This window comes from Lactobacillus sp. UBA5813 (assembly GCF_002417895.1).
In the GTDB taxonomy this organism is placed as follows: Bacteria; Bacillota; Bacilli; order Lactobacillales; family Lactobacillaceae; genus Lactobacillus; species Lactobacillus amylolyticus.
The window spans coordinates 1-24,447 of sequence record NZ_DICZ01000009.1 but is presented as its reverse complement, the minus strand read 5'-3'; the positions used below and the strand labels follow the sequence as shown (position 1 = coordinate 24,447).

Below are 24,447 nucleotides of genomic sequence, written 5' to 3'. Positions count from 1 at the left end.
TTATTCTTAAAAGGAGGCTGAAAAAATGGTTTTACCAGTGGTAGCAATTGTTGGCCGCCCCAATGTGGGTAAATCAACACTTTTCAACCGGATTATCAAAGAACGTTTGGCTATTGTTGAAGATGAACCTGGTGTAACTCGTGACCGAAATTATGCTCAAGCTGAATGGATGGGACATAATTTCGATCTAATCGATACTGGCGGTATTACTTGGGAAGACGGAAAAATCGAAGAGGAGATTCGCGCTCAAGCAGAAATTGCCATTGATGAAGCGGATGTCATTGTAATGCTTTGCAGCGTTGTAAATGGCGTAACTGATCTTGATGAACGAGTTGCACAGCTGCTTTATCGCACTAAAAAGCCAATTATTTTAGCAATTAACAAGGCTGATAATCCTGAACTAAGAGCGGAAGTCTATGACTTCTACAGTTTAGGATTGGGAGATCCAATTCCAGTTTCTGGAAGTCACGGAACTGGGATTGGCGATTTGCTTGATGAAATTGTTAGCAAGTTTCCACGCGAACTTGATAAAAAAGATAAAGATACAATTTCCTTTAGTGTTATTGGACGTCCTAATGTTGGTAAATCTTCGATCGTTAACAAGCTTTTAGGCGAAAAAAGAGTGATCGTTGCCAATCAAGAAGGCACGACTCGAGATGCAATCGATACGCCTTTTATTGGTAAAGATGGAACAAAGTTTAGATTAATTGATACTGCGGGCATAAGAAGACGCGGAAAAGTTTATGAAAAGACTGAAAAGTATTCTGTAATGCGTGCATTGAGTGCTATTGATCGATCTGACGTGGCTTTATTAGTTCTTGATGCAAGTACAGGCATCAGAGAGCAAGACAAGCACGTGGCCGGATATGCACATGATGCGGGACGTGGTCTCATTATCGTTGTAAATAAATGGGATATTCCTAAAAAAGATAGTGGCAGCGGAAAAGATTTTGAACAAGTAATTAGACAAGAATTTCAGTATCTGGACTACGCTCCAATTTTATTTGTTTCTGCAAAAACAGGTCAAAGACTTGATCAAATTCCAGAAATAGTAAAAGAAGTCTATAAAAATGAAAATCAGCGAATTCAGTCTAGCGTCTTAAATGATTTATTGTTGGAAGCAAGCAAGCTTGTACCAACGCCTTTAGTAAAAGGCAAACGACTTCGGGTCTACTACATGACGCAAGTTAAAACTAATCCGCCAACATTTGTAGTCTTTGTAAATGATCCGGAATTAATGCACTTTTCATATCAAAGATTTTTAGTAAATCAATTACGTGAGAATTTCAATTTTGAAGGCACCCCAATTAAAATAATTCCACGAAAACGTAAATAAAATCATAAGAAAGCTTGTTGTGATAAGCTGTTTGTGATATTTTAGTTTTTAGGAAAGATTGATTTTGAACGATCATGATTCCTTATTCTTTTATAAAGGAATAATATTGAATTTCGATTCAATTTCAGGAGGTGAATTTCAAATGGCAAATAAAGCTGAATTAGTTTCTGAAGTAGCTTCAAAGACTGACTTAACTAAGAAGGAGGTTGCTGCTGCTGTTGAAGCACTCTTTGGTTCAATTCAAGAAGATCTTTCAAAGGGCAACAAGGTACAATTAATCGGTTTTGGTACTTTCGAAGTACGTCATCGTGCTGCACGTAAGGGCCGTAACCCTCAAACTGGTGCTGAAATCCAAATTCCAGCAAGTGAAGTTCCTGCATTTAAACCAGGTAAGGCACTTAAGTATGCTGTTAAGTAATTAATAGCTCATAAAAAGAATAAAGCGTTGGTCTTTTCTTTGACCAACGCTTTATTTTTATGTAAAAATAGAAGTCTGAATGGAGGATACTATGACATACTCAGAACAATTATTAGATGCGATTGAGAAGCATGATTTTTCGCAAGATAAGATTTTGTTAAAAAAGGCATTAGATCATGATCAACCAGAAATTTTGGCTTCACTAGCAGAAAATTTAACTGATTATGGATTTACCGATTTATCCAAGGATGTCTATCGTGCTTTGATTGCCAAGTTTCCCAGTGAAGACTTATTTAAAGTATATTTAGCAGAAATTTTGTTAAACGATGGTCAGGATGATGATGGTTTAAGTTTGCTTTACAATATTTCACCAAATTCTGATGCTTATTTGGAATCTTTGCTTGTTCAGGCTGATTATTATCAAACCAATGGTCTATTTGAAACGGCAAAAGATAAGCTATTGCAAGCGCTTAAATTGGCCCCTGAGGAGGATGCAATTAAGTTTGGACTAGCTGAACTCGAGTTTAATAGCGGCCAGTATGAGGAAGCTTTAGCCCACTATAAGGACCTAATCAAACGTCAGGATACTTTTGGTGAGGTTAACTTGATTCAAAGGCTGTTTCAGACAGAGGCAAAGCTTGGTCAATATGAAGAAGCTAGTCAAGTTATTAAAAAACACAGTAATGCGATTTTGGATATTGACAGCAAATATCAAGCTGGCTTAGTTATGCTTAGTGTTGGAGATGATGATCAAGCAATTAAATACTTAGATGAAGTCATTGACCAGAGCCCGGATTATGTTAATGCCTATCCACTTCTTGCTCAAGCTTACCAGCATAAGCATGACGACGATCAGGTATTGCGTTCGGCTCAAGCTGGTTTAGCTTATAATGAATTAGATGAAACACTGTATTCGATGGGGGCTACGGCCGCAGCTAATCTGCAAGATTTCAAGACTGCAGAAGATTTGCTTCAGAAAGGTCTAGAAATTGCTCCTGATAATAGTGATTTGCGCTTGCAATTATCCAACTTGTATCTGCATGAACGCAAATATAAGGAAAACAATGCTTTATTTGAAGAACTCGATGATGACAGTATTGAACCACAGGCGCACTGGAATTTGGCAGTTTCTTACGAAAATATGGATGAAAGTGATAAGGCAAAAAGCGAATTCTTATTGGCTTATCCTGAGTTTCAAAAGAATCCTGATTTCTTGAAACAAATGATCTATTTCTTTAATACTGAACCTAATAGCAGTGAAATTGTTAAGCAGCTGCTTGATAAATATCTAGCCATAGTTCCCTCTGATGAAGAGATGCAAGATTTGGCTAATCGATTGCAATAAAAAAATCGCAAATTTGCGGTTTTTTTTATTTTCTAATGAATTTTCGATGTGGCTTTTTATATGTAAAACCTTCTCCTAAGGCCTCATGCACTTCGATAATCGTAACAAAGGCATTAGGATCTTCATTAAAGATCAGTTGTTTAACAGTTGGAATTTCACGTGGAGAAACGACTAAATAAATGATTCGTTTGTTATCTTGCTTGTAGCCACCTAAAGCTTTTAGATAGGTAAAACCACGATTAAGTTTAAGATCAATCATTTCACCGATCTGTTGATACTTATCAGAAATAATTAACAAGCCTCTCGCAGTGTATGCGCCTTGTTGAACTGCATCCATAACTCTTGAGAGAATAAATGAAGCAAGAAGAGTATACATCATGTGCTTGATATCAAGATATGATAAGGATACGAATAAAACTACAGCATCGCAAAACAGCAGCATTTTTCCAGATGAAATACCATACTTCATCTGACAGATCCTAGCGATTATATCGGTTCCTCCAGAAGTTCCATTATCACGAAAGACCAATCCGAGTCCTAAGCCAGAGAGAGTCCCAGCTAAAGCGGCGGAAAGGAAGAGGTCGTGTTCGAGGTTTAGTTGCGTTATAATTGGTACTAGGCGCCAAAATGATAAGAAGAAGGAAAGAGCAACGGTACCCCAAATTGTATAGGCGAGCAGTCGCTTGCCCATAAAACGGTACCCTAAAATAATTAGAGGAATATTTAATACCAAAGTGGTAAGTCCCATGTTAATGCCCCAAAAGTGCCGAAGAAGCAGAGCGATTCCGCTCAAACCTCCGTCGGCCAGTTTATTTGGCACCGAAATCATATCCAAACTTAGGGCATAAATGGCGCATCCCAAAGCGATCATAAATAATTCGAAAAAAGTATTTTTATTTAGTATTTTTTTCATCGCTTGTTCCTCCTAAATTCTCTATCCTAAAATTAACATATAATTATCTAAAATACATAATAAAACGGTGAAATAAAAAATTGATGATGAAATTAAAAAAATTACCTAATATTTTTCAAGATGCGATGCCGGTTTTGAAGATATTAGAACAAGCAGGTTATGAAGCATATTTTGTTGGTGGTTCAGTTAGAGATGTTTTATTGGGCCGACATATTCATGATGTTGATATTGCCACAAGTGCTTACCCTGAAGAAGTTAAAGAACAATTCGCTAAAACGATTGATACTGGAATTAAGCATGGCACAGTCACTGTACTTTATAACGGCAACAGCTATGAAATTACAACTTTTAGAACTGAATCCGGCTATCAAGACTTTCGTCGACCGGATCATGTTACTTTTGTACAGAATTTAGATGAAGATCTTAAAAGACGTGACTTTACGATCAATGCATTGGCAATGAATACCGATGGTCAAATTCTGGATCTTTTTGATGGTTTGAGTGATTTAAAAAAGAAGGTCATCAGAGCTGTAGGCGATCCAGAGAAGAGATTTCATGAAGATGCTCTTCGCATGATGCGGGCAGTTAGATTTATGAGTCAACTCAAATTTGACTTAGAAGAAAATACCCAAAAAGCAATCGAAGATCACCATCAATTGCTAAAAAAGATCTCGGTTGAAAGAATTCGGGATGAATTTGTCAAAATGGGCTTAGGGCCAAATGCAAGAGAAGCTTTTAAGGTCTTTCTTGATACCAAACTAAGTGAGGATGTACCTGATTTTGCTGGTAAAAGCGAGTTACTGTCTGTTTTTCCTCAATTGCAATTTAGTCCTACCTTGGAAACCAGTTTATGGTCAATAATTATTATTCTGCTTAAAATTCAAAATGACAAAATCGGGGCCTTTATGCGCGATTGGAAAAATTCTAATGCAATGACGAATGAAGTTGAACAAATTGTTTCATTTTTTGATGTGCTTTCTGATCATGTGCCTGGCGATTATGAATTGTTTGAACTCGGCAAAAAAAATTTGCTCAATACGATTGATGTTGCGCATATTTTAGGTCAGCCGGTTGATTCAGAAGCCTTAGTAGATCGTTATTTAGCTTTGCCAATTAAAGATACTTCAGAATTGGCTGTAGATGGGCGCTTTTTAATTGAAAATGGTGTTCGTCCTGGACCTAAATTAGGGCAGCTCCTGGAAGAAATTAAACAAGAAGTTGTTGCTGGAAATTTGGAGAATAGTGAAGCAGCAATTGGTGAATTTTTAGAAAGCAAATAAAAAAGTTTGGTTAGCAAGACCAAACTTTTTTTATTAAATATTAAACATAAAGCAAAACTGAAAAGTACATCAAAATTGAACCTAACATTACGAACAAGTGCCAAATAACATGAATAAACGGAATATTTCTCATACTGTAGAGAATGGCACCAACGGTGTAAGCAATTCCACCACCAACAAGCAGCCAGAAGCCAACAGGTGTCAACCGTATATAGAGATAACTGCCCGATAGGATTACAAGCCAACCCATTGCAACATATAAAATTGTGTCAAAAATGACATGTTTGCCGCGATTGAAAATGTAATAAATGATGCCAATAATTGTCAGTCCCCAAATTAGGCCGAAAAGAGTCCACCCCCAGACCCCGCCGATGGCCACCAAGGAATAAGGGGTATAGGAACCAGCAATTAAAAGAAAAATCGATGAATGATCAAAAATTTGAAAAACATTCTTGGCTCTGGTAAAAATTAAACTATGATATAAAGTAGAAAATAAATATAGTAAAACGAGGCATGAACCATAGATCGTAAAGGTCACAATTCTCATTGCATCCCCAGTTGAAGCGGCTTTAACGATTAAAACCACTAGTCCAGCGACTGCTAATCCAAAGCCAACTCCATGGGTAATTGCGCTGAAAATGTTGTCAAGGATGTAATAAGTTTTTGATCTTTGTTTAGGCTCCTGCCAAAGTTCTTTTAATTTCATGATAAAACAATTCCAATCAATCTTTTTTCTTAACTAATTTTTTTGATATACTAACTGTATTGTTACTTGCTCATATTTTATCATAAAAAGTGAGCAATTTAGAATTGAGGGCGAATACGTTGTCAAAGTTTAAGATTATGACGGATTCTTCCGTCCAATTAACTCAAGAAGAAATTAAAAAATATAATATTACTGTTGTACCATTAACGATTACAATTGATGGCAAGAATTATGTTGATGGTGTTGACATTTCCAGACGCGATTTTGTCAAAAAGATGAATGAATCTGAAGAATTGCCCAAAACCAGTCAACCTTCAATCGGTCGTTTTGTAGATGTAATTAAAGATTTAACTTCCGACGGAAGCGAAGTCATTGGAATTTTCTTAGCCAAGACTTTGAGTGGGACGATTGATGCGGCAAGACAAGCAGCTGAAATTGCTGGAAAATCAGATGAAGTTCACATTGTTGATTCTGAATTGACTGATCGAGCAGAAGGCTTTCAAGTTTTGGCAGCTGCTAAAGACAGTCAAGCAGGCAAAACGCTTGATGAAATTTTGGCTCATGTCGACCACATTAAGAAAAATCAAAAATTGCGGATGATGGTTGTTAATCTGAAGAATTTGATCAAGGGTGGACGTTTAGGCCCATTAGCCGGTAAAGTAGCCACTCTTCTTAATATTCGAATTGAATTGCACATGACTGGTGGCAATCTAGAAGTGGCCAAAAAGGGACGTGGCAAGAAGTTTTCTAAAGCTTTTGACCAACGTGTATTGGATGATATTGCCGTAAATAAAGATAAAATTCATGAAGTAGGCATTTCATACGTTGACACTCCCGAACTGATGGAAAAATTGGCTCAAAAAATTAAAGAGATAAATCCAGAAATCAATGTTCTAGTTCAAGAAACAAGCCCAATTATTGCAACTCATGCAGGTAATGGTGCTTATGCGATTCTTTATTATACGGAGTAAAAATGGCATATCGAGAAAGTTTTTATCGTTTTTTAATGACTCAGAGAGATCCGGATTCAACTGACGAAGTTGCGCAATTCGCTAATGATGCTCAGCATGATCAAACTTTTCCAAAACAAGAACAGGATTATGAAAAGTTGTCGGACTATTTGGAATTGAATGCTGGTTATTTGCCAAGCATGACAATTTTCGATCGTGCTTATGAAATGTATCGCGAAAAAATGAGTTATTAATGCAAATTTAAGTCCCTCTAAGGGACTTTTTTATTTAAGAAGGAAATTTTATGCATGCAATACTTCTTGCAATCGGTATGTGCCTAGTGGCAAGTGCAGCAATGATTATTCAGAATTATTTTTTGAGAAAGATTTCTGTTAATTATATTGCTCTAGTATTAGGAATGATCTTGGCCTTAGTTTTTGGCAACGAATTAATATCGTTTAAGCCAGAACTGTTTATGGGATTGATCATTGCACCTTTGCTGTTTTTTGAAGGTCAAAAAATCGTCTTTACAATATCGCGCGTAGTTGGAAGTCAATTATTAGTATCACTGTAATTATGATCTTATTAATTGCTGTCGCTGCTTCTTTCAGTTTAAAGTGGCTGTTAGGTCTTTCACTTCCGCTTGGCCTTATTTGGCTTCAATATTTGCTCCAACAGATGCGACGGCAGCCGAATCCGTCACTCATGGCTTAAAGTTGCCAACAATTGTTGAGCATCATCTGGAAAATGAATCTTTGTTTAATGATGCTTCCGGCATTATTTTGCTTAACATGGCAATTAGCTGGTATTTATCCAGACAGCTGGAAATTGCGCATACAGTTGTCGATTTTCTGTATTCAATGCTTGGAGGTATTATTTTTGGCTTAATCGTTTCCGTGATTTTGGTTTTATTTAGACAGGGCTTTTACGGCGTAATTTAAAGTTCGTCCAAAGTACTTTTCATCCTACTACAGCCATTCTTTTGCTTTAGGTGGGGTGCATGGTGCAGTTACTTTTGCTCTTGCTTACACGCTGGATCAAACTCTAATCAGCAGTGGACGCTTTCATTTGATTTTATTTAGTGAAGCAGCACTGATTATTTTTAGTTTATTGATTCCTACCGTCATTTTTCGTTTTATTTTGCCAAGACAAAAATCTGATGAAGAACAAGAGGCCGCCATTGATCGGGTTAAAGTAGGAATGGTCAATTATGCTCTAAGTGAACTGAAAAAACTGTATCTGCCAAAGAAGATCCGTAAACAGCTTGAGTTCGATTTGCATGCACAAATTGATAATACTTCAATGCGTGATTTTTTGAGAGAATTGCGTAAATCAATTAAGCAAAAAGAGCCATCTGCGGATGAATTGGAGTTTAGGGATGAAATATATCGTTATGCTTTTCGCCTTGAGAGAAATTATCTAGGACAAATTGCTCAGCAAAAGCAAGAATACCGTGAAGGTTTTCTGTCATTGTATCGTGAGATTCTGCTAGCTGAAGTTCTATTTTTGCATTCTGAAGATGAATAAGTTATAAAATGGTATAGATAAAAGGAGAAGTAAAATGGCAAAAATTCAATGGTATCCGGGACATATGAATAAGGCCCGTAATCAACTGGAAGATAAGTTGGGCTTAATTGATGTCTTTGTTGAAGTTCTTGATGCTAGAATTCCAGAATCATCAAGAAATCCTATGATTGAAGAACTAGTGGGCAAGAAACCACATCTGATTATTTTAAACAAGGCGGACTTAGCAGATCCTGTCATGACCAAGCTTTGGCAAAAAAAGCTGCAACAGCCTGGAAAATTTGTGATTGCAATGGATTCGCTGCATAATACGAATATGAAATTTTTGATCAATATGATCAAAAAGGCAGCGATGGCAAAAACCAAAAAACTTGAAGCAAAGGGCGCATCTAATCCAACCATTCGTATTTCACTAGCTGGTGTTCCAAATTGTGGCAAATCAACGATTATAAATCGTTTGGTAGGGCGCAATGTTGCTGAAGTTGGCAATCGGCCAGGAGTTACTAAGGGTCAAAGCTGGCTGAAAACAAAATATAATATTCAGATTTTGGATACACCAGGGATTTTATGGCCAAAGTTTGAAGATCAAGCTGTTGGCTACAAACTGGCTGCGTTTGGTGCAATTAAAGATACAATTTTCCATGCAGATGATGTTGCTTTGTTCGTACTTAAGAGTTTGCGAAAATATTATCTCAAGGATTTAATAAAATTTGCACGCTGCCCAAAAGAAGGGATCGAGAAAATTGAAGATCCAGATCTCTTATTGGCAATGACAGAGGTATACGGCATGCGGGATGATTATGATCGATTTAGTCTCTATATGCTTCAACGTTTGCGCAAAGGTAAAATTGGAAGGATTACTCTAGATCGGTTATGACAATTAAAGAAATAAAAGCACTTCTTAATAGTGGTCAGGTTTTCTCTGATGAGCTTGAGCAATTAAAAAGTGACTCTAGAAGTGGCGTACAGAAATTATTGGCATCTTATCAGCGAAAACAAGAGAAGCTGGCTAAAAAGAAGTCAGCCTTTCTTGAGCGTTTTACTTATGAGAAAAAATTTTGGCAAAAGGGTCAGATTGTAGCTGGTGTAGATGAAGTTGGTCGTGGTCCTCTTGCTGGCCCAGTAGTAACTGCAGCAGTAATTATTGACGATCACTTCGATTTGCTTGATGTTAATGATTCTAAAAAATTGAGTCCACAAAAACGATTGGCTCTTTATCCGAAAATTTTATCTGAGGCAATTAGTGTAGCTGTGGGTGTAAAAAGCCCGCAAGTAATCGATCAAATTAACATTTATGAGGCTGATCGACAAGCAATGGCAGAAGCCGTGCTTGATTTAGATCAGAAACCTGATGCGCTTTTGGTCGATGCGATGAACGTACCTGTCGACTTGCCACAAGTAAAGCTCATTAAGGGGGATGCCAAGTCTAATTCTATTGCCGCTGCTTCAATTGTGGCTAAAGTATTTAGAGATAAATTGATGGATGATTATGCTAAAATTTATCCTCAATATGATTTTCCAGATAATGCTGGATATGGGACAGCAAAGCACTTGGCTGCACTAAAAAAATATGGGCCGACCCCAATTCACCGTAAGACGTTTGCACCGGTTAGCGATTTTTTTAAGTAAAAATTTTATAAAAATTGAACTTTTTTCGGTAAAAATTCTCTATTTTGCGTAATTAGTAATGGAGGGTTTTTATTTCATGAATAAATCAGATTTTTTACTTAGATTAAAATTGCAAAAAGGTATTGGCTATGTAAAAATGTTGCAAATTGCGACGCAACTGGATACCGAAGAGATCGATCCAATTCAATTGAATGCTTTGGATTTGCCGCTCGCTTTAAGAGAGACTTGTTTAAAAGCATATCGGGATGATCGGGCCGGGTTAGCAGTTTCAAGAATTAGTCAGCAGTGCAAAGTAATTAGCTTTTTCGACAATGAATATCCTGAAAGACTGCGTCAAATTTATCAGCCACCGTTAATTTTGTTTGCTCGTGGCAATTTGGAATTACTGAATCAGAAGATCGCAACGATCGTTGGTTCTCGGCTTGCGACTGCTTATAGTCAAGAAGTAATCAACAAAATGGTACCGGGGTTAGTTAAGCAGAAAATCGTTATTGCCAGCGGTCTTGCCAAGGGAGTAGATACTATGGCTCACCAGGCTGCCTTAGGTAATAATGGCAGAACGATTGCTGTCCTGGGTAATGGGCTCAATCATTTTTATCCAATGCAAAATCATTTCTTGCAAGAACAAATTGCCTCTTCTGGACTTTTGCTGAGTGAATATCTTCCCGATACACCGCCACGGCCTTTTAGGTTTCCACAGCGAAATCGACTATTGGCAGGCATCAGTGAGAGCGTCATAGTAACAGAGGCAAAAGAAAAATCCGGTTCACTTATCACGGCCAATCTGGCTTTGCAAGAAAATCGAGATGTCTACGCTGTGCCTGGACCTGTTACAAGTGTTTTATCGGAAGGGCCTAACCGGTTAATTGAAGCCGGTGCAACACCGATTATTGATTATGAATTGAAAAAAGAAAGATTTGACAACTTAGAGAGTAGTATTTTATTCTCTGAATAGCGTACATTTTAAAATAAAAAATAAGGAGGCATTCAATGCCTACTAAAACAAAAACTAAAAAAGGCAGAAGCAAAAACAAGAAAACTTTAGTAATCGTGGAATCACCTGCTAAAGCAAAGACAATCGAAAAGTACTTAGGACGCAACTACCATGTAATTGCCTCAAAAGGTCATATTCGTGATTTGCCAAAATCACAAATGGGGATCGATTTTGATAATAATTACAAGCCAAAGTATATTTCAATTCGTGGTAAAGGCGACACAATCAAGGAATTGAAGAGTGAAGCTAAAAAGGCTAAAGATGTCTATTTAGCATCCGATCCCGATCGTGAAGGGGAAGCGATTGCTTGGCACATAGCACACGCACTAAATCTTGACGAAAAGGCTAAGAATCGAGTAACTTTTAACGAAGTTACTAAAGATGCCGTCAAGGAAAGTTTTAAGCATCCTCGTACTATTGATATGGATACAGTTGATGCTCAGCAGGCGCGGCGAGTTTTAGACAGAATTGTGGGTTACTCTTTATCGCCAATTTTGTGGGCTAAGGTTAAGAAGGGCCTTAGTGCTGGACGTGTTCAGTCAGTAGCTCTTAAATTGGTAATTGATCGCGAAAAAGAGATCAAAAACTTTAAACCAAAAGAATACTGGACGATTGATGCGGAATTCAATAAAGATAAAGAAACATTTAAATCCAGTTTTTATGGTGTTGATGGCAAAAAGAAAGAATTGCCTAATATAGATGCCGTCAAAGAAATTTTAGCCAAAATCGATAAGAAAAAGGCATTTTCAGTTGAAAAAGTAGTTACCTGTGAAAGACACAGACAACCAGCTGCTCCTTTTACCACTTCAACTATGCAACAAGAAGCTAATAAACGCCTAGGGTACCGAACAAGAAGAACTATGAGCATTGCTCAGCAATTGTATGAAGGAATCAGTTTAGGCAGACAAGGGACTGTTGGTTTAATTACTTATATGAGAACCGACTCTAAGAGAACCTCACCAGTTGCTCAAGCAGAAGCTTCAAAGTTTTTGCATGAAAAATACGGTGCACAATATGCGGCTAAGAGTCAACGACACTTCAAGAATCAGGAAGATGCTCAAGACGCCCATGAAGCTATTCGTCCTACTAGTGTTTATCGTACGCCAGAGTCATTAAAGAAAGTTTTAACGACTGAGCAATATCGCTTATATAAACTTATTTGGTCACGCTTTGTCGCTAGCGAAATGACGCCTGCCGTTTATGATACGGTTAGAGCAGATATTGTCCAAAATGGTGTTGTATTCCGGACTACTGGTTCAAAGATGAAGTTCGCTGGTTTTACCAAAGTTTATGATAACCAGCAGGAGAGGAATATTGAATTGCCTGACTTAAATGAGGGCGATCAAGTAAAAATGAAAAAGTCTGATAATAAGCAGCACTTTACATTGCCTCCTGCAAGATATACTGAAGCTAGTTTGGTTCATGCGCTTGAAGAAAATGGCGTTGGTCGTCCATCTACTTATGCACCGACAATTGATACTCTTCAACGTCGTTATTATGTAAAACTTGAGGGACGTTCAATCGTGCCTACAGAATTAGGTGAAATTGTTGATGGCTTGATTGAAGAATTTTTCCCTGACATTACGGATGTTGATTACACGGCTCGGCTTGAAAGCGACCTTGATAGCGTTGAAGACGGAAATAAAAACTGGGTTAAGGTAGTTGATGAATATTACCACCCATTCAAGAAAGAATTAGATAAGGCTGATACGCAAATTGAAAAGGTTCAGATAAAAGATGAGCCAGCTGGATTTAATTGTGACATTTGTGGTGCGCCAATGGTTATAAAAATGGGCCGTTATGGCAAATTTTATGCTTGTTCTCGTTTCCCAGATTGTCGCAATACTAAGCCAATTGTTAAAAAGGTTGGCGTTATTTGTCCAAAATGCGGCAAAGGCGATGTTGTCGAGAAAAAGTCAAAGAGAAACCGTAAGTTTTATGGTTGTTCTCGTTACCCTGAATGTGATTTCGTATCCTGGGATCAACCAATTGGCAGAAACTGTCCAAATGATGGTCACTTTTTAGTTCAGAAGAAATCAAAGAAGGGACTTACAGTTCTTTGTCCAAATGGCGATTATCGTGAAGAGCCTCGCGAAGATAAATAAAACAAAAAAATTGTGTTAATATCATCAAACTTTTTCGGTTTGATGATATATTTATATAAGAATATTTTTTTAAAAAAGGATGATCAAATGCCCGAAAAAGTTACAGTGATTGGCGGGGGACTGGCAGGAAGCGAAGCAACTTGGCAAATTGCCAAACGTGGTATTCCTGTAGATCTTTACGAAATGCGTCCTAGAAAAATGACGCCAGCGCATCATACTGGTGAATTCGCGGAACTAGTTTGTACGAATTCAATGCGCTCAAATCAATTATCTAACGCCGTTGGCCTTCTAAAAGAAGAAATGCGACAATTAGATTCATTAATTATGCAAGCTGCAGATAAAACTCAGGTACCAGCCGGAGGAGCGCTTGCTGTAGATCGTGACCTTTTTAGCGATTATGTTACTAAAAAATTGCGGAGTTTTGATAATGTAACAGTTCATGATGAAGAAATTACCGAAATTCCCAAAGAAGGAATTGTGGTAATTGCCACAGGTCCACTCACGAGTGATGCTTTAGCAAGTCAAATTCAAAAGTTCTCAGGGACTGACAGTCTGCATTTCTTCGATGCGGCAGCACCAATCGTCGCAGCAGATTCTATCGATATGAATATTGTCTATAAGAAATCTCGCTATGATCGTGGTGAAGCGGCTTATCTTAACTGTCCAATGGATAAAGAACAATATGAGAAGTTTGCTCAAGAACTAGTTCATGCAGAAACGGCTGAAATGCATGGCTTTGAGAACAATGATGTTTTTGAAGGATGCATGCCAATTGAAGTAATGGCTGCACGTGGCGTCAAAACAATGCTATTTGGACCGTTAAAACCAGTAGGATTGGAAGATCCAAAAACAGGAAAAACGCCTTATGCAGTAGTCCAATTGCGTCAGGATAATGCAGCAGCTTCAATGTACAATATTGTTGGTTTTCAAACTCACTTAAAATACGGTGAACAAAAACGAGTCTTTTCACTTATTCCTGGTTTGGAAAATGCCAGATTCGTTCGTTATGGCAAAATGCACCGAAATACTTACATGGCTTCACCAGAAGTATTAAATGCAAGCTATGAAGCAAAGCAGCAAAAGGGTCTCTTTTTTGCTGGCCAAATGACTGGCGTGGAAGGCTATGTCGAAAGTGCAGGTTCTGGATTAGTTGCGGGCATTAATGCAGCGCGTGAAGCTTTAGGAAAAGATACCGCTGTCTTTCCGGTTGACACTGCTTTAGGTTCAATGGCAAATTATGTAACTACAACTGACGCTAAGCATTTTCAACCTATGAATGCAAGTTTTGCACTTTTGCCAAGCTTGGAAGGCAAAAAGATTCGCAATAAAAAAGAAAGACATCTTAAGATTAGTGAACGCGGATTAAACAGCTTAGCGGCTTTCAAAGATAAAGTGTTGGATTAATGCCTAAAAATGATAAATTAGCCTTGTTTATTTCGTATTTAAAAAATGAACGACAGTACAGCAAAAATACAATTCTTTCTTATCAAACGGATTTGCTAGAGGCAAAATCTTTTTGGCGAGAAAATGGTGGTTTTGTTGATTGGGATAAGATTCAGACACGTGATATCGAAGTTTATCTTCAATCAATGGCTGAACGAAAATTATCCAGAAATTCGCAAATGAGAAAAATGTCCAGTCTGCGATCGTTTTATCGCTTTCTAGCGAAGAGAAAATTAATCAAGGTTAATCCAACGCAAACGATTGTTTTACGCACGGAAGAGCGCAAATTGCCTCAATTTTTTTATGCACCTGAAATGAAGCAAGTAATTTCTTCTTTACAGGGCAATACAGCTTTAACTGAGCGAAATCTTGCATTATTCGAATTGTTTTATACAACCGGGATGCGAGTGAGTGAAGTTAGCAGCTTGAAAATAAATCAAGTAGATTTTGATCTGCAAATGATACTTGTTCATGGGAAGGGCAATAAAGATCGTTATGTGGCATTTGATGATAAGACGAAAAGTGCTTTGCAAAATTATCTTGAAAACGCAAGGCCAAAACTGCTAGGATCCAAGGCTGATCAAGATTTTATCTTTTTAAACAATCAGGGTCAGCCTTTGACAGATCGCGGGATTGAATATATCATGCAAAGGACATTTAATAAGGCCGGAATAAGCGGCAAAGTGCATCCGCATGAATTGCGCCATACTTTTGCGACTGCAATGCTGAACAATGGTGCTGATTTGAGGACAGTTCAGGAGCTATTGGGACATGAAAATTTATCAACGACTCAAATCTATACTCATGTGACAATGGCACACTTGCAAGATGAATATCAAAAATTTTTCCCAAGAAATTCACGAAAGGATAAAAAGACAAAATGACAACAATATGTTCCGTAAAATTTAATGGTAAGACTGCAATTGCTGGGGATGGTCAAGTAACTTTAGGTGAAAAAGTTATTGCCAAGGCAAGTGCTAAAAAGATTCGTCGAATTTTCCATGATCGTGTAGTAATTGGCTTCGCCGGCGGTGTTGCCGATGCAGTAAGTTTGCAAGAAATGCTTGAAGGCAAGCTTGAAAGCTACAGTGGCGACTTGAGAAGAGCGGCTGTGGAAATGGCACGATCATGGCGTAAAGATCCTACTTTGCAAAAATTGAATGCAATGCTGATTGCTTTTGATGATAAAGACCTTTTATTAATTTCTGGCAATGGGGAAGTACTTGAACCTGATGAAAATGTAGTAGCAATTGGTTCCGGTGGCAATTATGCTCAAGCAGCAGCAATTGCGATGACTCGTCATGCGAAAGAAATGAGTGCAAGCGATATTGCTCATGAGGCGGTTAAAATTGCTTCAGGAATTGATGTCTTTACTGATGATCAAATTACAACTGATGAACTATAGGAGGTAGTTATGGCTATTAAGACTCCAAAAAAGATTGTAGAGTTATTAAATCAATATATTATTGGTCAAGATGAAGCTAAAAAATCAGTAGCTATTGCTTTATATAATCGTTACCGTCGGATGCAGCTTCCTAAGCAAATGCAGAAAGATATCACACCTAAAAATTTATTGATGGCTGGACCAACTGGTGTAGGTAAAACAGAAATTGCTCGTCGCTTGGCTGATATTGTTGAAGCTCCTTTCGTTAAAGTTGAAGCAACTAAATTTACCGAAGTAGGTTATGTTGGTCGAGATGTTGAATCAATGGTTAGAGATTTGGCAGCTAAGTCTGTTCAAATGGAAGAAAAGAAAGAATTTGAAGAAATTCGACCAGAAGCAGCCAAAGAGGCTAATAAAGAATTAGTTAAGGCTTTGGTTCCAGGCATCAAGCACGAACACCATCATGATTCTGTTTTCAGTTTCTTAAATAATTTAGATGACGAAGAGTTTGAGGATGAAGAAGTAAACGATGATATTCGTAATAAGCGAATGACTATTGCAGAGCAACTGAATAAGGGATTGCTTGAAGATCGCGATGTCACGATTGAAGTTGAAGAAAAGCCTAAAGCTAGTCCAATGAGTGACATGATGGGTCAAATGGGCATGGACATAGGCTCAATGCTTAGCAATATGATACCGAAGAGAAAGATAAAGCGAACTTTGCCAGTCAAAGATGCACGTGAATTATTGATTAACGAAGAATCACGTAAAATGGTTGATTATGACAGTCTTTATCAGCGAGCAATTGAACGTGCTCAAAATAACGGAATTATTTTCATTGATGAAATTGATAAAGTAATTGCTGGTAACAAAAAGATTTCTGGTGAAGTTTCTCGTGAAGGTGTTCAACGTGATATTTTGCCAATTGTTGAAGGTTCAACAGTCCAAACAAAATTTGGTCCTTTATCAACTGATCATGTCCTGTTTATTGGTGCTGGAGCTTTTGCTGAATCAAAGCCAAGTGATCTTATTCCAGAATTGCAAGGACGTTTTCCAATTAGAGTTCAATTAGATGCACTTACCAAAGATGACTTTGTTCGTATTTTAAAGGATCCAGAAAACGCATTGTTAAAGCAATATGTAGCTTTGATGAAGGCTGATGGCATCAAATTGATTTTCACTCAAGAAGCGGTTGATCGAATCGCAGAGATTGCTTATGAAGTCAACCAAGGGACAGATAATATTGGGGCTCGTAGATTGTCTACCATTCTTGAAAAATTGCTTGAAGATGTTCTTTATGAAGGTCCTGATATGGAAATGGGCGAAATCACCGTAACGGAAGCTTACGTTGAAGAAAAACTTAAGGATGTAATCATCAATAAAGACCTTACTAAGTTTATTTTGTAGAAAATACAAATGAAAGAGACAATGTTTTTGTTGCCTCTTTTATTTTTTGTGAGGCTTGGTCTATATCAATAAAAGCGCTATTATGATAAAATTAACGCTAAGGGATCACATTGTTATTGTTTTTATATGAATAAAGGTAATAAAATGAATTACACAATTAAAAATACTATGTTGAAGGTCACTATTTCAAGCAAAGGCGCAGAAATTCAAAGCGTTAAGGGCGTCCATAGTGATTATGAGTATATGTGGCAAGCAGATCCCGCAATTTGGGATCGGCATGCACCAGTTCTTTTTCCAATTGTTGGTCGTTTAAAGAATGATCAATATACTTATCAAGGGAAAACTTATCATTTAGGTCAACATGGATTTGCAAGAGATTGTGAATTTAAAGTTGAAAAGCAAAGTGATGAAAGTATTATATTTTTGCTTAAAGATAGCGAAGAAACGCGTAAGGTTTATCCATTCAAATTTGAATTAAGAGTAAACTATAATTTAATGAATAATTTGTTGGAAGAAAACTTCATTGTGACCAACAAGACTGATGGTGAAATGATTTTTGGCATTGGCGGACACCCTGGTTTCAATTTGCCAGTTGATGATCTTCAAGTTAAAAAAGAAGACTTTTACTTTGCAACGCAGCCATCAGAAGCAAGAGTAAAGATTCCAATCAGTAAACAAACAGGCTTGCTAGATTGGGCAAATCGTTCATTGGCATCAACTGATAGTTTAATTGGCTTAAGCGATGATTTATTTAAGAATGATGCGCTGATTTATCAATTGCGTGGTCACGATAATAAAATTTCAGTTAGAACCGAGAACAGTAAATTCCATATTAATGTATGGACTAGAAATGCTCCATTCGTTGGAATTTGGTCACAATATCCAAAGACAGCTGATTATGTCTGCATTGAGCCATGGTGGGGAATTGCCGATCGTTCTGATGCGGATGGCAAATTGGAAGATAAGTATGGCATGAATCACCTAGCAAAGGGTGAAACCTTTAATGCTGGCTTTAGCATCACTTTCCATAGTGAAAAATAAAAAGAAGTCTTGGTGAAATGCCAAGGCTTTTTATTTTGAGGTAAGTCATGAAAACAATTAACTTAGGATTTTTCAAGAATTTTGGAACGGCACGTCTTGAAAAATTAAAAAGATATTTGCAAAAAAATCTGCAATTAAAAATCAGATTAATTCCTCTGTATCAGGATCAAATAGAGGATTCTTTTGAAGAAAATAAAATTGATCTTGCTTTAACAGATCCTCGCGATCATGATTACTCAAATTATCAGGTAATTAAGGTCAGTGAGTTTGGCTTAGAAGCTGTACTACAAGCAGGGAATTTTATGTCTGGACAACAAACAATAGAAATAAGTGAATTAGATAAAATTCCTAATCTGCTTGTTGCGCAAAAGAATGAAGAGCAAGGGGAATTGCATTATCATCGTGATTTATTAGGAATAAAAAGTCCATTTCTTGCCGTTGATAATTTTAATGAAGCAGCATTAATGGCTGAATCAGGATCAGGTTATTTCTTGCTTAATGAAGATACTGCTAAATTCTTTGAAAGCCCCAAATTGCAGAAAATGTTTTTATTGAAAGACGAAATACAGCTTAAGCAAGAATACGTAGTCGTTATGAAAAAAGAGCCAACAAATAAGGTTAAGCAAGTTGCTCAAGCCTTAGAAAAGAATTTTGACTTTTAACTTGCGAACAAAAGTTTGTATCGATATAATAAAAGAGTAAAAAACCAACAAGGCTTTATCCTTGTTGGCTCTCTTTATTTTTAGTTTACTTATTCTGATGAGATTTTTTGTACCAGTAATATAAACCAAAGGGAATCATGTTCTCTTCATGATGTTCTAGACGAACAATATTGCTTCTGTGGCTCCAGTAAATCAAAACCACCAATAATCCACTGATAATGCTTAAGGCAAGGTCGTGGAAAAAGAATGAGGCAATGAAGATCAATACGATCGAGATTAGGCTCGTTAGTGAAACCGTACTAGTTATAAATAATATTGGGAAAAATATTACTGCGCAAATCAAGAAAAAGTGCAAATTATAACCCAGCAAAAAGCCGGCAGAGGTTGCGACTGCTTTACCACCTTTGAACTTCAAGAAGATTGAAAAAGCATGGCCTAATATTGCCGCTAAACCAAAAATTAAGCATAAATAATGTGGACCCAGGTTAAATATTACTGGTAAAATTGTCGCAAGCGTTCCTTTAAAGAAATCGATTAGAAAAACGGTAATTCCTGCTTTGGGACCTAAAACCCTAAAGGTGTTAGTTGTGCCAATATTTCCCGATCCGTATTGACGGATATCTTTATGGAAAAAAGTTTTTCCAATAATCACACCAGTCGGAAATGATCCGATTAAGTATGCTAAAATAAGTAACGATGCTATTTTTAAGATAGACATAATTAACAACTCCATTTAATCTAAAGCTATTTTAGCAAAGTTTGACTTGTAAATATATGGAGTTGCCAAAATTAAGTAATAAAAGTGGAGGAATTTTAGTGGCTAAAGCTAATACTTATGATGATTCTTCAATTCAAATATTACATGGACTAGAAGCTGTCAGAAAACGCCCTGGCATGTACATCGGTTCAACTGATATTCATGGTCTAAACCAATTGGTTTACGAAATCGTTGATAACTCAGTTGACGAAGCGATGGCAGGTTATGGTAAAGAGATTAATGTAACTATTCATAAAGACAACAGTGTAACTGTTAGGGACTTTGGACGTGGAATGCCAACTGGAATGCATAAGTCCGGAAAACCAACGATTGAAGTTATTTTGACAGTCTTGCACGCTGGTGGCAAATTTACTGAACAAAACTATAAGACCTCGGGCGGCCTTCATGGGGTAGGTTCATCAGTAGTTAATGCTTTATCGAGCTATTTAAAAGTTAGAGTGGTTCGTGGAGGTAAAGCATATGAAGAAGAATTTCAAAATGGTGGTCATCCAATTGGTACTTTAAAATGTGTCGGTGAGACCAATGACAAAACAGGTACTACGATTACCTTTAAACCAGATGCCACAATTTTTTCAACTACTAAGTACAAGTACGAAACAATTCAAGAAAGAATTCGCGAATCAGCTTTCTTGCTGAAGGGAGTCAAATTCACATTAACGGATGAACGTGATCCAGAACATCATGATGTTTTTCAATATGATGATGGTATTAAATCCTTTGTTAAATACTTGAATGAAGGTAAAGGTACAATCAGTGATGTCTTTTACTTTGAAGGCAAGCAAGATGGAATGGAAATTGAATTCAGTGGTCAATATAGTGATGGCTATTCTGAAAATCTCGTTTCATTTGTAAACAATGTTAGAACTGCTGATGGTGGTACTCATGAAGTGGGTGCACGCAGTGGCTTTACTAGAGCATTCAATGATTATGCTAAAAAGCAAGGCTTGTTTACCAAGAAAGATAAAAACATTGATGGTTCAGATTATCGTGAAGGTTTGAGTGCTGTTTTATCAGTTAAAATTCCTGAAGAACTGCTTGAATTTGAAGGTCAGACTAAAGGTAAATTAGGAACACCTCAAGCTCGTTCCGCTGTTGATGCGCTTGTTTACGAGAAAATGTCTTATTATCTCATGGAAAATGGTGAGTTAGCCCAAGAATTAGTTAAGAAAGCTCAACGGGCCAGAGATGCTCGTGAAGCGGCCAAAAAGGCACGTGAAGAAAGTCGAAATGGTAAAAAGCGGCGCAAGAAAGAAGTACTTTCCGGGAAACTAACACCAGCACAATCGAAAAATCCAAAGAAGAATGAATTGTTCTTAGTCGAAGGGGATTCAGCTGGTGGTTCTGCAAAACAAGGCAGAGACAGACGTTTTCAAGCAATTTTGCCTTTGCGTGGAAAGGTTTTGAATACACAAAAAGCAAAGTTGCAGGACATTTTCAAAAATGAAGAAATTAATACAATGATTTACACCATTGGTGCAGGAGTTGGAACAGAGTTTAAAGTTGATGATTCCAACTACGATAAAGTCATTATTATGACTGATGCCGATGACGATGGTGCACACATTCAGATTCTGCTTTTAACTTTCTTCTATCGTTATATGCGGCCAATGATCGAAAAAGGCAAAGTTTATATTGCTTTGCCACCTCTGTATCGTTTTCAAAAAGGACGCGGCAAGAAGGCAGAAATTAAGTACGACTGGACTGATGAAGAATTAGCTGAAGATGAAAAGAAAATGGGCAGAGGCTATTCTCTTCAACGATTCAAGGGATTAGGTGAAATGAATGCCGAGCAGTTGTGGCAAACAACTATGAATCCAGAATCAAGAATGCTAATTCGTGTTCGAATTGATGATGCTGCATTAGCTGAACGAAGAGTTACTACACTAATGGGTGATAAAGTAGCAGCAAGAAGAAAATGGATTGAAGAAAATGTTAAATTTAGAATGGGCGAAGATGGCTCACTTCTGGATGCAGATAATGATTAAGAAGGTATAGAATTTAATGGCGAATAAAGAAAGAATTCGGGAAATGCCGTTAGAACAGGTAATGGGAGAACGTTTTGGACGATATTCAAAGTATATTATCCAGGAACGTGCCTTGCCTGATATCAGAGATGGATTAAAACCTGTTCAACGCCGTATTTTATATGCAATGTATCAGGATGGAAATACCTTTGATAAGCCCTTTAAAAAGGCTGCCAAAGCAGTAGGTAACATTATGGGTAATTTCCACCCTCACGGAGATAGCTCTATCTATGGTGCTTTAGTTCACTTATCTCAAGACTGGAAAATGCGTGAGCCATTGGTAGAAATGCACGGAAACAATGGTTCTATGGATGGTGATAGCCCAGCTGCCATGCGTTATACTGAGTCACGTTTGAGCAAAATATCCAATTTATTGTTGCAGGACATTGATAAGAATACCGTAAAAATGGTATTAAACTTCGATGATACTGAATATGAACCAACTGTTTTGCCAGCTCAATTCCCCAATTTGCTAGTTAATGGTTCAACAGGAATTTCCGCAGGTTATGCTACTGAAATTCCACCACATAATTTAGCTGAAGTAATTGATGCAACAATTTATTTGTTAAAGCATCCCGAAGCTAGCCTGGAGGATTTAATGCAGTTTGTTAAGGGACCGGATTTTCCTACAGGTGCCGTTATTATGGGTACAAAGGGAATTAAGGAAGCCTATCAAACCGGACGTGGAAGAATTCAAGTTCGTGCAAAAACAAGCATTCAAGAAATTAGGGGACATCGGCAAGAAATTGTTGCTACTGAAATTCCTTTTGATGTCAATAAAGCTTTATTAGTTAAGAAAATTGATGAGATAAGACTCAATAAAGAAATTGATGGTATTGCTGAAGTTCGTGATGAGACTGATCGTCATGGACTCTCAATAGTTATTGAATTAAAGAAGAATGCAGACGCAGAAAATATCTTGAATTATTTATTCAAGAATACAGATTTGCAGGTTTCTTATAACTTCAATATGGTTGCAATTGACCATATGACACCTGTTCAAGTAGGTTTGAAGAGAATTTTATCTTCCTATCTTGAACATGATGAAGATGTGATCACTAAGCGAACTAAGTATGATCTAGACAAAGCTGAAGCTCGTTTAGAAATCATTCAGGGCTTAATCCATGCGATGGACATTCTTGATCAAGTTATCAAAACAATTCGGGCATCAAAAAACAAAGCAGATGCTAAAAAGAACTTGATTAAGGAATTTAAGTTTACTGAACGGCAAGCCGAAGCAATCGTATCATTACAATTATATCGGTTGACGAACACTGATGTTGATGCTTTGATTGCAGAACAAAATGATCTGAATAAGAAAGTAGCTGTTTACCAAAAGCTTTTATCAGATCGTGCTACTCTTGAAAAAGAAATTATTAAAGAACTAACAGCAGTTAAAAAGAATTTTGCTAGTCCAAGAAGAACTCAAATTTCACACGAAAGTGCTAAAGTCGAAATCGATGAAAAAGCATTGGTTGCTGATGAACAAGTAAGAGTTTTGGTAAGTCGTGATGGCTATTTAAAGCGTTCATCATTGCGTTCTTACCAGTCATCTGACGAGGCAGATAATGGATTGCCTGAAAATGATAAGGTTATTTATGAAAAAACTTTATCTACTTTAGATAACTTATATTTGTTTACTAATCGTGGGAATCTTATTTATCGACCTGTTCACGAGTTAACTGAAACCAAGTGGAAAGAAACAGGTCAGCACCTATCACAGGAAGTTGGGTTGGCTACTGACGAACAAATTATTCGCGTATTTGACTTTGATAAGCTTGATAAGAATGTTGATTTCTTGATGGCCACTAATGATGGCTACATCAAACAAGTAAAATTGAGTGATTTGCAACCTACCAGAACTTATCGATCACGTGCAATTACAGCAATGAAGATGAAATCTGAAGATAGTAAGATGATTCGGATTGATTTAATTAAAACAAACAGCGGAGAGATAACTTTATTTACTCATCGTGCATATGCTGTTAAATATGATGTTTCCGAAATATCTGAATCTGGTGGTAAAGCTTTGGGTGTAAAGTCGGTTAACTTAAAAGATGATGATTATGTAGTAGGCTACGTCTTGGTACAACCAGAATTCGCTGATTTGATCAAAGTCGGTTTAATTACCCAACGTGGAGCCTTTAAGCAGTTTAAGTTAAGCTTAGTTAATAAAGTATCTAGAGCTAAACGTGGGGTAATGGTTCTAAGAGAATTGAAGACTAAACCACATAGAATAGCTGCAATAGCTGCCTATGGTCAAAATCACGTTCTAAAGATGACAACGTCAAGTGACCGGCATATAGATATCAATACAAATGGATTTCCATTAGGGGATAGATATTCTAATGGTTCATTTGTAGTTGATCCAACTGTAGATGGAACTCCTGTAAGCCTTGAATTAGGGGCACCTTTGAGCAACGAAAACAAACAGGTTTCTGATCTATTCTAAATAAATAATAAAAGCGCTTACGGAGTGTTAAGACAAATGTGGCTCTTTGTCAAATC

Annotated in this window: 24 protein-coding genes; 21 read left to right on the top strand and 3 right to left on the bottom strand. The window is 37.2% G+C overall.

Annotation, left to right across the window (positions count from 1 at the left end; genetic code table 11):
• Positions 1-25: 25 nt before the first annotated feature.
• From der to B2008_RS01590, 3 genes are all read left to right on the top strand, one after another.
• Positions 26-1,336 (top strand): ribosome biogenesis GTPase Der, encoded by a 1,311-nt coding sequence (der, locus tag B2008_RS01600; protein WP_281828800.1) that lies wholly within the window; start codon positions 26-28, stop codon positions 1,334-1,336.
• A 142-nt stretch (positions 1,337-1,478) separates the two neighbouring features.
• On the top strand, positions 1,479-1,754 hold the full coding sequence (locus tag B2008_RS01595) for an HU family DNA-binding protein (protein ID WP_281828801.1): 276 nt from the start codon (positions 1,479-1,481) through the stop codon (positions 1,752-1,754).
• 91 nt (positions 1,755-1,845) lie between these two features.
• Complete coding sequence (locus tag B2008_RS01590; protein WP_281828802.1) at positions 1,846-3,099, top strand: tetratricopeptide repeat protein; 1,254 nt, start codon at positions 1,846-1,848, stop codon at positions 3,097-3,099.
• A gap of 25 nt (positions 3,100-3,124) precedes the next feature.
• Here B2008_RS01590 and B2008_RS01585 read toward each other — a convergent pair whose 3' ends face one another.
• Positions 3,125-4,012, bottom strand: a complete 888-nt coding sequence (locus B2008_RS01585) for a YitT family protein (protein WP_127345641.1) — start codon at positions 4,010-4,012, stop codon at positions 3,125-3,127.
• Between the two features lie 83 nt (positions 4,013-4,095).
• Between B2008_RS01585 and B2008_RS01580 the strand changes: the two genes are divergently transcribed.
• On the top strand, positions 4,096-5,292 hold the full coding sequence (locus B2008_RS01580; protein ID WP_281828803.1) for a CCA tRNA nucleotidyltransferase: 1,197 nt from the start codon (positions 4,096-4,098) through the stop codon (positions 5,290-5,292).
• Between the two features lie 40 nt (positions 5,293-5,332).
• On the opposite strand, the gene trhA is transcribed toward B2008_RS01580, so the two are convergent.
• Positions 5,333-5,998: a PAQR family membrane homeostasis protein TrhA gene (gene trhA / locus B2008_RS01575; protein WP_281828804.1), complete on the bottom strand. Its 666-nt coding sequence runs from the start codon at positions 5,996-5,998 to the stop codon at positions 5,333-5,335.
• Positions 5,999-6,117: 119 nt separating this feature from the next.
• On the opposite strand from trhA, the gene B2008_RS01570 reads away from it, so the two are divergent.
• From B2008_RS01570 to B2008_RS01500, 15 genes are all read left to right on the top strand, one after another.
• Positions 6,118-6,969, top strand: coding sequence for a DegV family protein (locus B2008_RS01570; RefSeq protein WP_281828805.1), 852 nt, complete (start codon positions 6,118-6,120; stop codon positions 6,967-6,969).
• A 2-nt stretch (positions 6,970-6,971) separates the two neighbouring features.
• Positions 6,972-7,202 (top strand): YozE family protein, encoded by a 231-nt coding sequence (locus B2008_RS01565; RefSeq protein ID WP_006352531.1) that lies wholly within the window; start codon positions 6,972-6,974, stop codon positions 7,200-7,202.
• Positions 7,203-7,252: 50 nt separating this feature from the next.
• Positions 7,253-7,522 carry a hypothetical protein gene (locus B2008_RS01560; protein ID WP_281828806.1) on the top strand — a complete coding sequence of 90 codons (270 nt, stop codon included), beginning with the start codon at positions 7,253-7,255 and terminating at the stop codon, positions 7,520-7,522.
• 43 nt (positions 7,523-7,565) lie between these two features.
• The gene (locus B2008_RS01555) at positions 7,566-7,889 is read left to right on the top strand and encodes a cation:proton antiporter (protein WP_281828807.1); all 324 of its coding nucleotides are present in this window, start codon (positions 7,566-7,568) and stop codon (positions 7,887-7,889) included.
• Between the two features lie 55 nt (positions 7,890-7,944).
• Positions 7,945-8,475 carry a sodium:proton antiporter gene (locus B2008_RS01550; protein WP_281828808.1) on the top strand — a complete coding sequence of 177 codons (531 nt, stop codon included), beginning with the start codon at positions 7,945-7,947 and terminating at the stop codon, positions 8,473-8,475.
• A gap of 34 nt (positions 8,476-8,509) precedes the next feature.
• The gene (gene ylqF, locus B2008_RS01545) at positions 8,510-9,349 is read left to right on the top strand and encodes a ribosome biogenesis GTPase YlqF (RefSeq protein WP_281828809.1); all 840 of its coding nucleotides are present in this window, start codon (positions 8,510-8,512) and stop codon (positions 9,347-9,349) included.
• A complete protein-coding gene (locus B2008_RS01540; RefSeq protein WP_281828810.1) occupies positions 9,346-10,101 on the top strand; it encodes a ribonuclease HII in 756 nt (251 codons plus the stop codon). The genes ylqF and B2008_RS01540 overlap by 4 nt, the downstream gene beginning before the upstream one ends.
• Before the next feature lie 76 nt (positions 10,102-10,177).
• Entirely contained in the window at positions 10,178-11,056 is an 879-nt protein-coding gene (gene dprA, locus B2008_RS01535; protein ID WP_281828812.1) for a DNA-processing protein DprA, read from the top strand.
• Between the two features lie 35 nt (positions 11,057-11,091).
• Positions 11,092-13,200, top strand: coding sequence for a type I DNA topoisomerase (gene topA, locus B2008_RS01530; RefSeq protein ID WP_281828813.1), 2,109 nt, complete (start codon positions 11,092-11,094; stop codon positions 13,198-13,200).
• 87 nt (positions 13,201-13,287) lie between these two features.
• Positions 13,288-14,604, top strand: coding sequence for a methylenetetrahydrofolate--tRNA-(uracil(54)-C(5))-methyltransferase (FADH(2)-oxidizing) TrmFO (trmFO, locus tag B2008_RS01525; RefSeq protein WP_281828814.1), 1,317 nt, complete (start codon positions 13,288-13,290; stop codon positions 14,602-14,604).
• Positions 14,604-15,527 (top strand): tyrosine recombinase XerC, encoded by a 924-nt coding sequence (gene xerC, locus B2008_RS01520; RefSeq protein WP_281828815.1) that lies wholly within the window; start codon positions 14,604-14,606, stop codon positions 15,525-15,527. Before trmFO ends, xerC begins: the two co-directional genes overlap by 1 nt.
• Complete coding sequence (gene hslV, locus B2008_RS01515) at positions 15,524-16,048, top strand: HslVU peptidase proteolytic subunit (protein WP_006352521.1); 525 nt, start codon at positions 15,524-15,526, stop codon at positions 16,046-16,048. The genes xerC and hslV overlap by 4 nt, the downstream gene beginning before the upstream one ends.
• A 9-nt stretch (positions 16,049-16,057) precedes the next feature.
• Positions 16,058-17,434, top strand: a complete 1,377-nt coding sequence (gene hslU / locus B2008_RS01510) for an ATP-dependent protease ATPase subunit HslU (protein WP_281828816.1) — start codon at positions 16,058-16,060, stop codon at positions 17,432-17,434.
• A 144-nt stretch (positions 17,435-17,578) separates the two neighbouring features.
• Positions 17,579-18,475 carry an aldose 1-epimerase family protein gene (locus B2008_RS01505; RefSeq protein WP_281828818.1) on the top strand — a complete coding sequence of 299 codons (897 nt, stop codon included), beginning with the start codon at positions 17,579-17,581 and terminating at the stop codon, positions 18,473-18,475.
• Between the two features lie 47 nt (positions 18,476-18,522).
• Positions 18,523-19,137 (top strand): LysR substrate-binding domain-containing protein, encoded by a 615-nt coding sequence (locus tag B2008_RS01500; protein WP_281829502.1) that lies wholly within the window; start codon positions 18,523-18,525, stop codon positions 19,135-19,137.
• A gap of 85 nt (positions 19,138-19,222) precedes the next feature.
• On the opposite strand, the gene plsY is transcribed toward B2008_RS01500, so the two are convergent.
• Positions 19,223-19,855, bottom strand: a complete 633-nt coding sequence (gene plsY / locus B2008_RS01495; protein ID WP_281829503.1) for a glycerol-3-phosphate 1-O-acyltransferase PlsY — start codon at positions 19,853-19,855, stop codon at positions 19,223-19,225.
• A gap of 98 nt (positions 19,856-19,953) precedes the next feature.
• Between plsY and parE the strand changes: the two genes are divergently transcribed.
• Together parE and parC are read left to right on the top strand one after the other, a co-directional pair.
• Positions 19,954-21,900 (top strand): DNA topoisomerase IV subunit B, encoded by a 1,947-nt coding sequence (parE, locus tag B2008_RS01490; RefSeq protein WP_281829504.1) that lies wholly within the window; start codon positions 19,954-19,956, stop codon positions 21,898-21,900.
• A 16-nt stretch (positions 21,901-21,916) separates the two neighbouring features.
• On the top strand, positions 21,917-24,391 hold the full coding sequence (gene parC / locus B2008_RS01485; RefSeq protein WP_281829505.1) for a DNA topoisomerase IV subunit A: 2,475 nt from the start codon (positions 21,917-21,919) through the stop codon (positions 24,389-24,391).
• Positions 24,392-24,447 lie beyond the last annotated feature (56 nt).

Bases quoted from the DNA above. Each gene is read 5' to 3' on its own strand.
- B2008_RS01560 (WP_281828806.1), top strand. From the start codon at position 7,253: ATGCATGCAATACTTCTTGCAATCGGTATGTGCCTAGTGGCAAGTGCA.
- hslU (WP_281828816.1), top strand. From the start codon at position 16,058: ATGGCTATTAAGACTCCAAAAAAGATTGTAGAGTTATTAAATCAATAT.
- ylqF (WP_281828809.1), top strand. From the start codon at position 8,510: ATGGCAAAAATTCAATGGTATCCGGGACATATGAATAAGGCCCGTAAT.
- trhA (WP_281828804.1), bottom strand. From the start codon at position 5,998: ATGAAATTAAAAGAACTTTGGCAGGAGCCTAAACAAAGATCAAAAACT.
- B2008_RS01585 (WP_127345641.1), bottom strand. From the start codon at position 4,012: ATGAAAAAAATACTAAATAAAAATACTTTTTTCGAATTATTTATGATC.
- trmFO (WP_281828814.1), top strand. From the start codon at position 13,288: ATGCCCGAAAAAGTTACAGTGATTGGCGGGGGACTGGCAGGAAGCGAA.
- hslV (WP_006352521.1), top strand. From the start codon at position 15,524: ATGACAACAATATGTTCCGTAAAATTTAATGGTAAGACTGCAATTGCT.
- B2008_RS01500 (WP_281829502.1), top strand. From the start codon at position 18,523: ATGAAAACAATTAACTTAGGATTTTTCAAGAATTTTGGAACGGCACGT.
- xerC (WP_281828815.1), top strand. From the start codon at position 14,604: ATGCCTAAAAATGATAAATTAGCCTTGTTTATTTCGTATTTAAAAAAT.
- B2008_RS01595 (WP_281828801.1), top strand. From the start codon at position 1,479: ATGGCAAATAAAGCTGAATTAGTTTCTGAAGTAGCTTCAAAGACTGAC.
- B2008_RS01565 (WP_006352531.1), top strand. From the start codon at position 6,972: ATGGCATATCGAGAAAGTTTTTATCGTTTTTTAATGACTCAGAGAGAT.
- B2008_RS01540 (WP_281828810.1), top strand. From the start codon at position 9,346: ATGACAATTAAAGAAATAAAAGCACTTCTTAATAGTGGTCAGGTTTTC.
- B2008_RS01580 (WP_281828803.1), top strand. From the start codon at position 4,096: ATGATGAAATTAAAAAAATTACCTAATATTTTTCAAGATGCGATGCCG.
- plsY (WP_281829503.1), bottom strand. From the start codon at position 19,855: ATGTCTATCTTAAAAATAGCATCGTTACTTATTTTAGCATACTTAATC.
- parC (WP_281829505.1), top strand. From the start codon at position 21,917: ATGGCGAATAAAGAAAGAATTCGGGAAATGCCGTTAGAACAGGTAATG.
- B2008_RS01590 (WP_281828802.1), top strand. From the start codon at position 1,846: ATGACATACTCAGAACAATTATTAGATGCGATTGAGAAGCATGATTTT.
- topA (WP_281828813.1), top strand. From the start codon at position 11,092: ATGCCTACTAAAACAAAAACTAAAAAAGGCAGAAGCAAAAACAAGAAA.
- der (WP_281828800.1), top strand. From the start codon at position 26: ATGGTTTTACCAGTGGTAGCAATTGTTGGCCGCCCCAATGTGGGTAAA.
- dprA (WP_281828812.1), top strand. From the start codon at position 10,178: ATGAATAAATCAGATTTTTTACTTAGATTAAAATTGCAAAAAGGTATT.
- B2008_RS01505 (WP_281828818.1), top strand. From the start codon at position 17,579: ATGAATTACACAATTAAAAATACTATGTTGAAGGTCACTATTTCAAGC.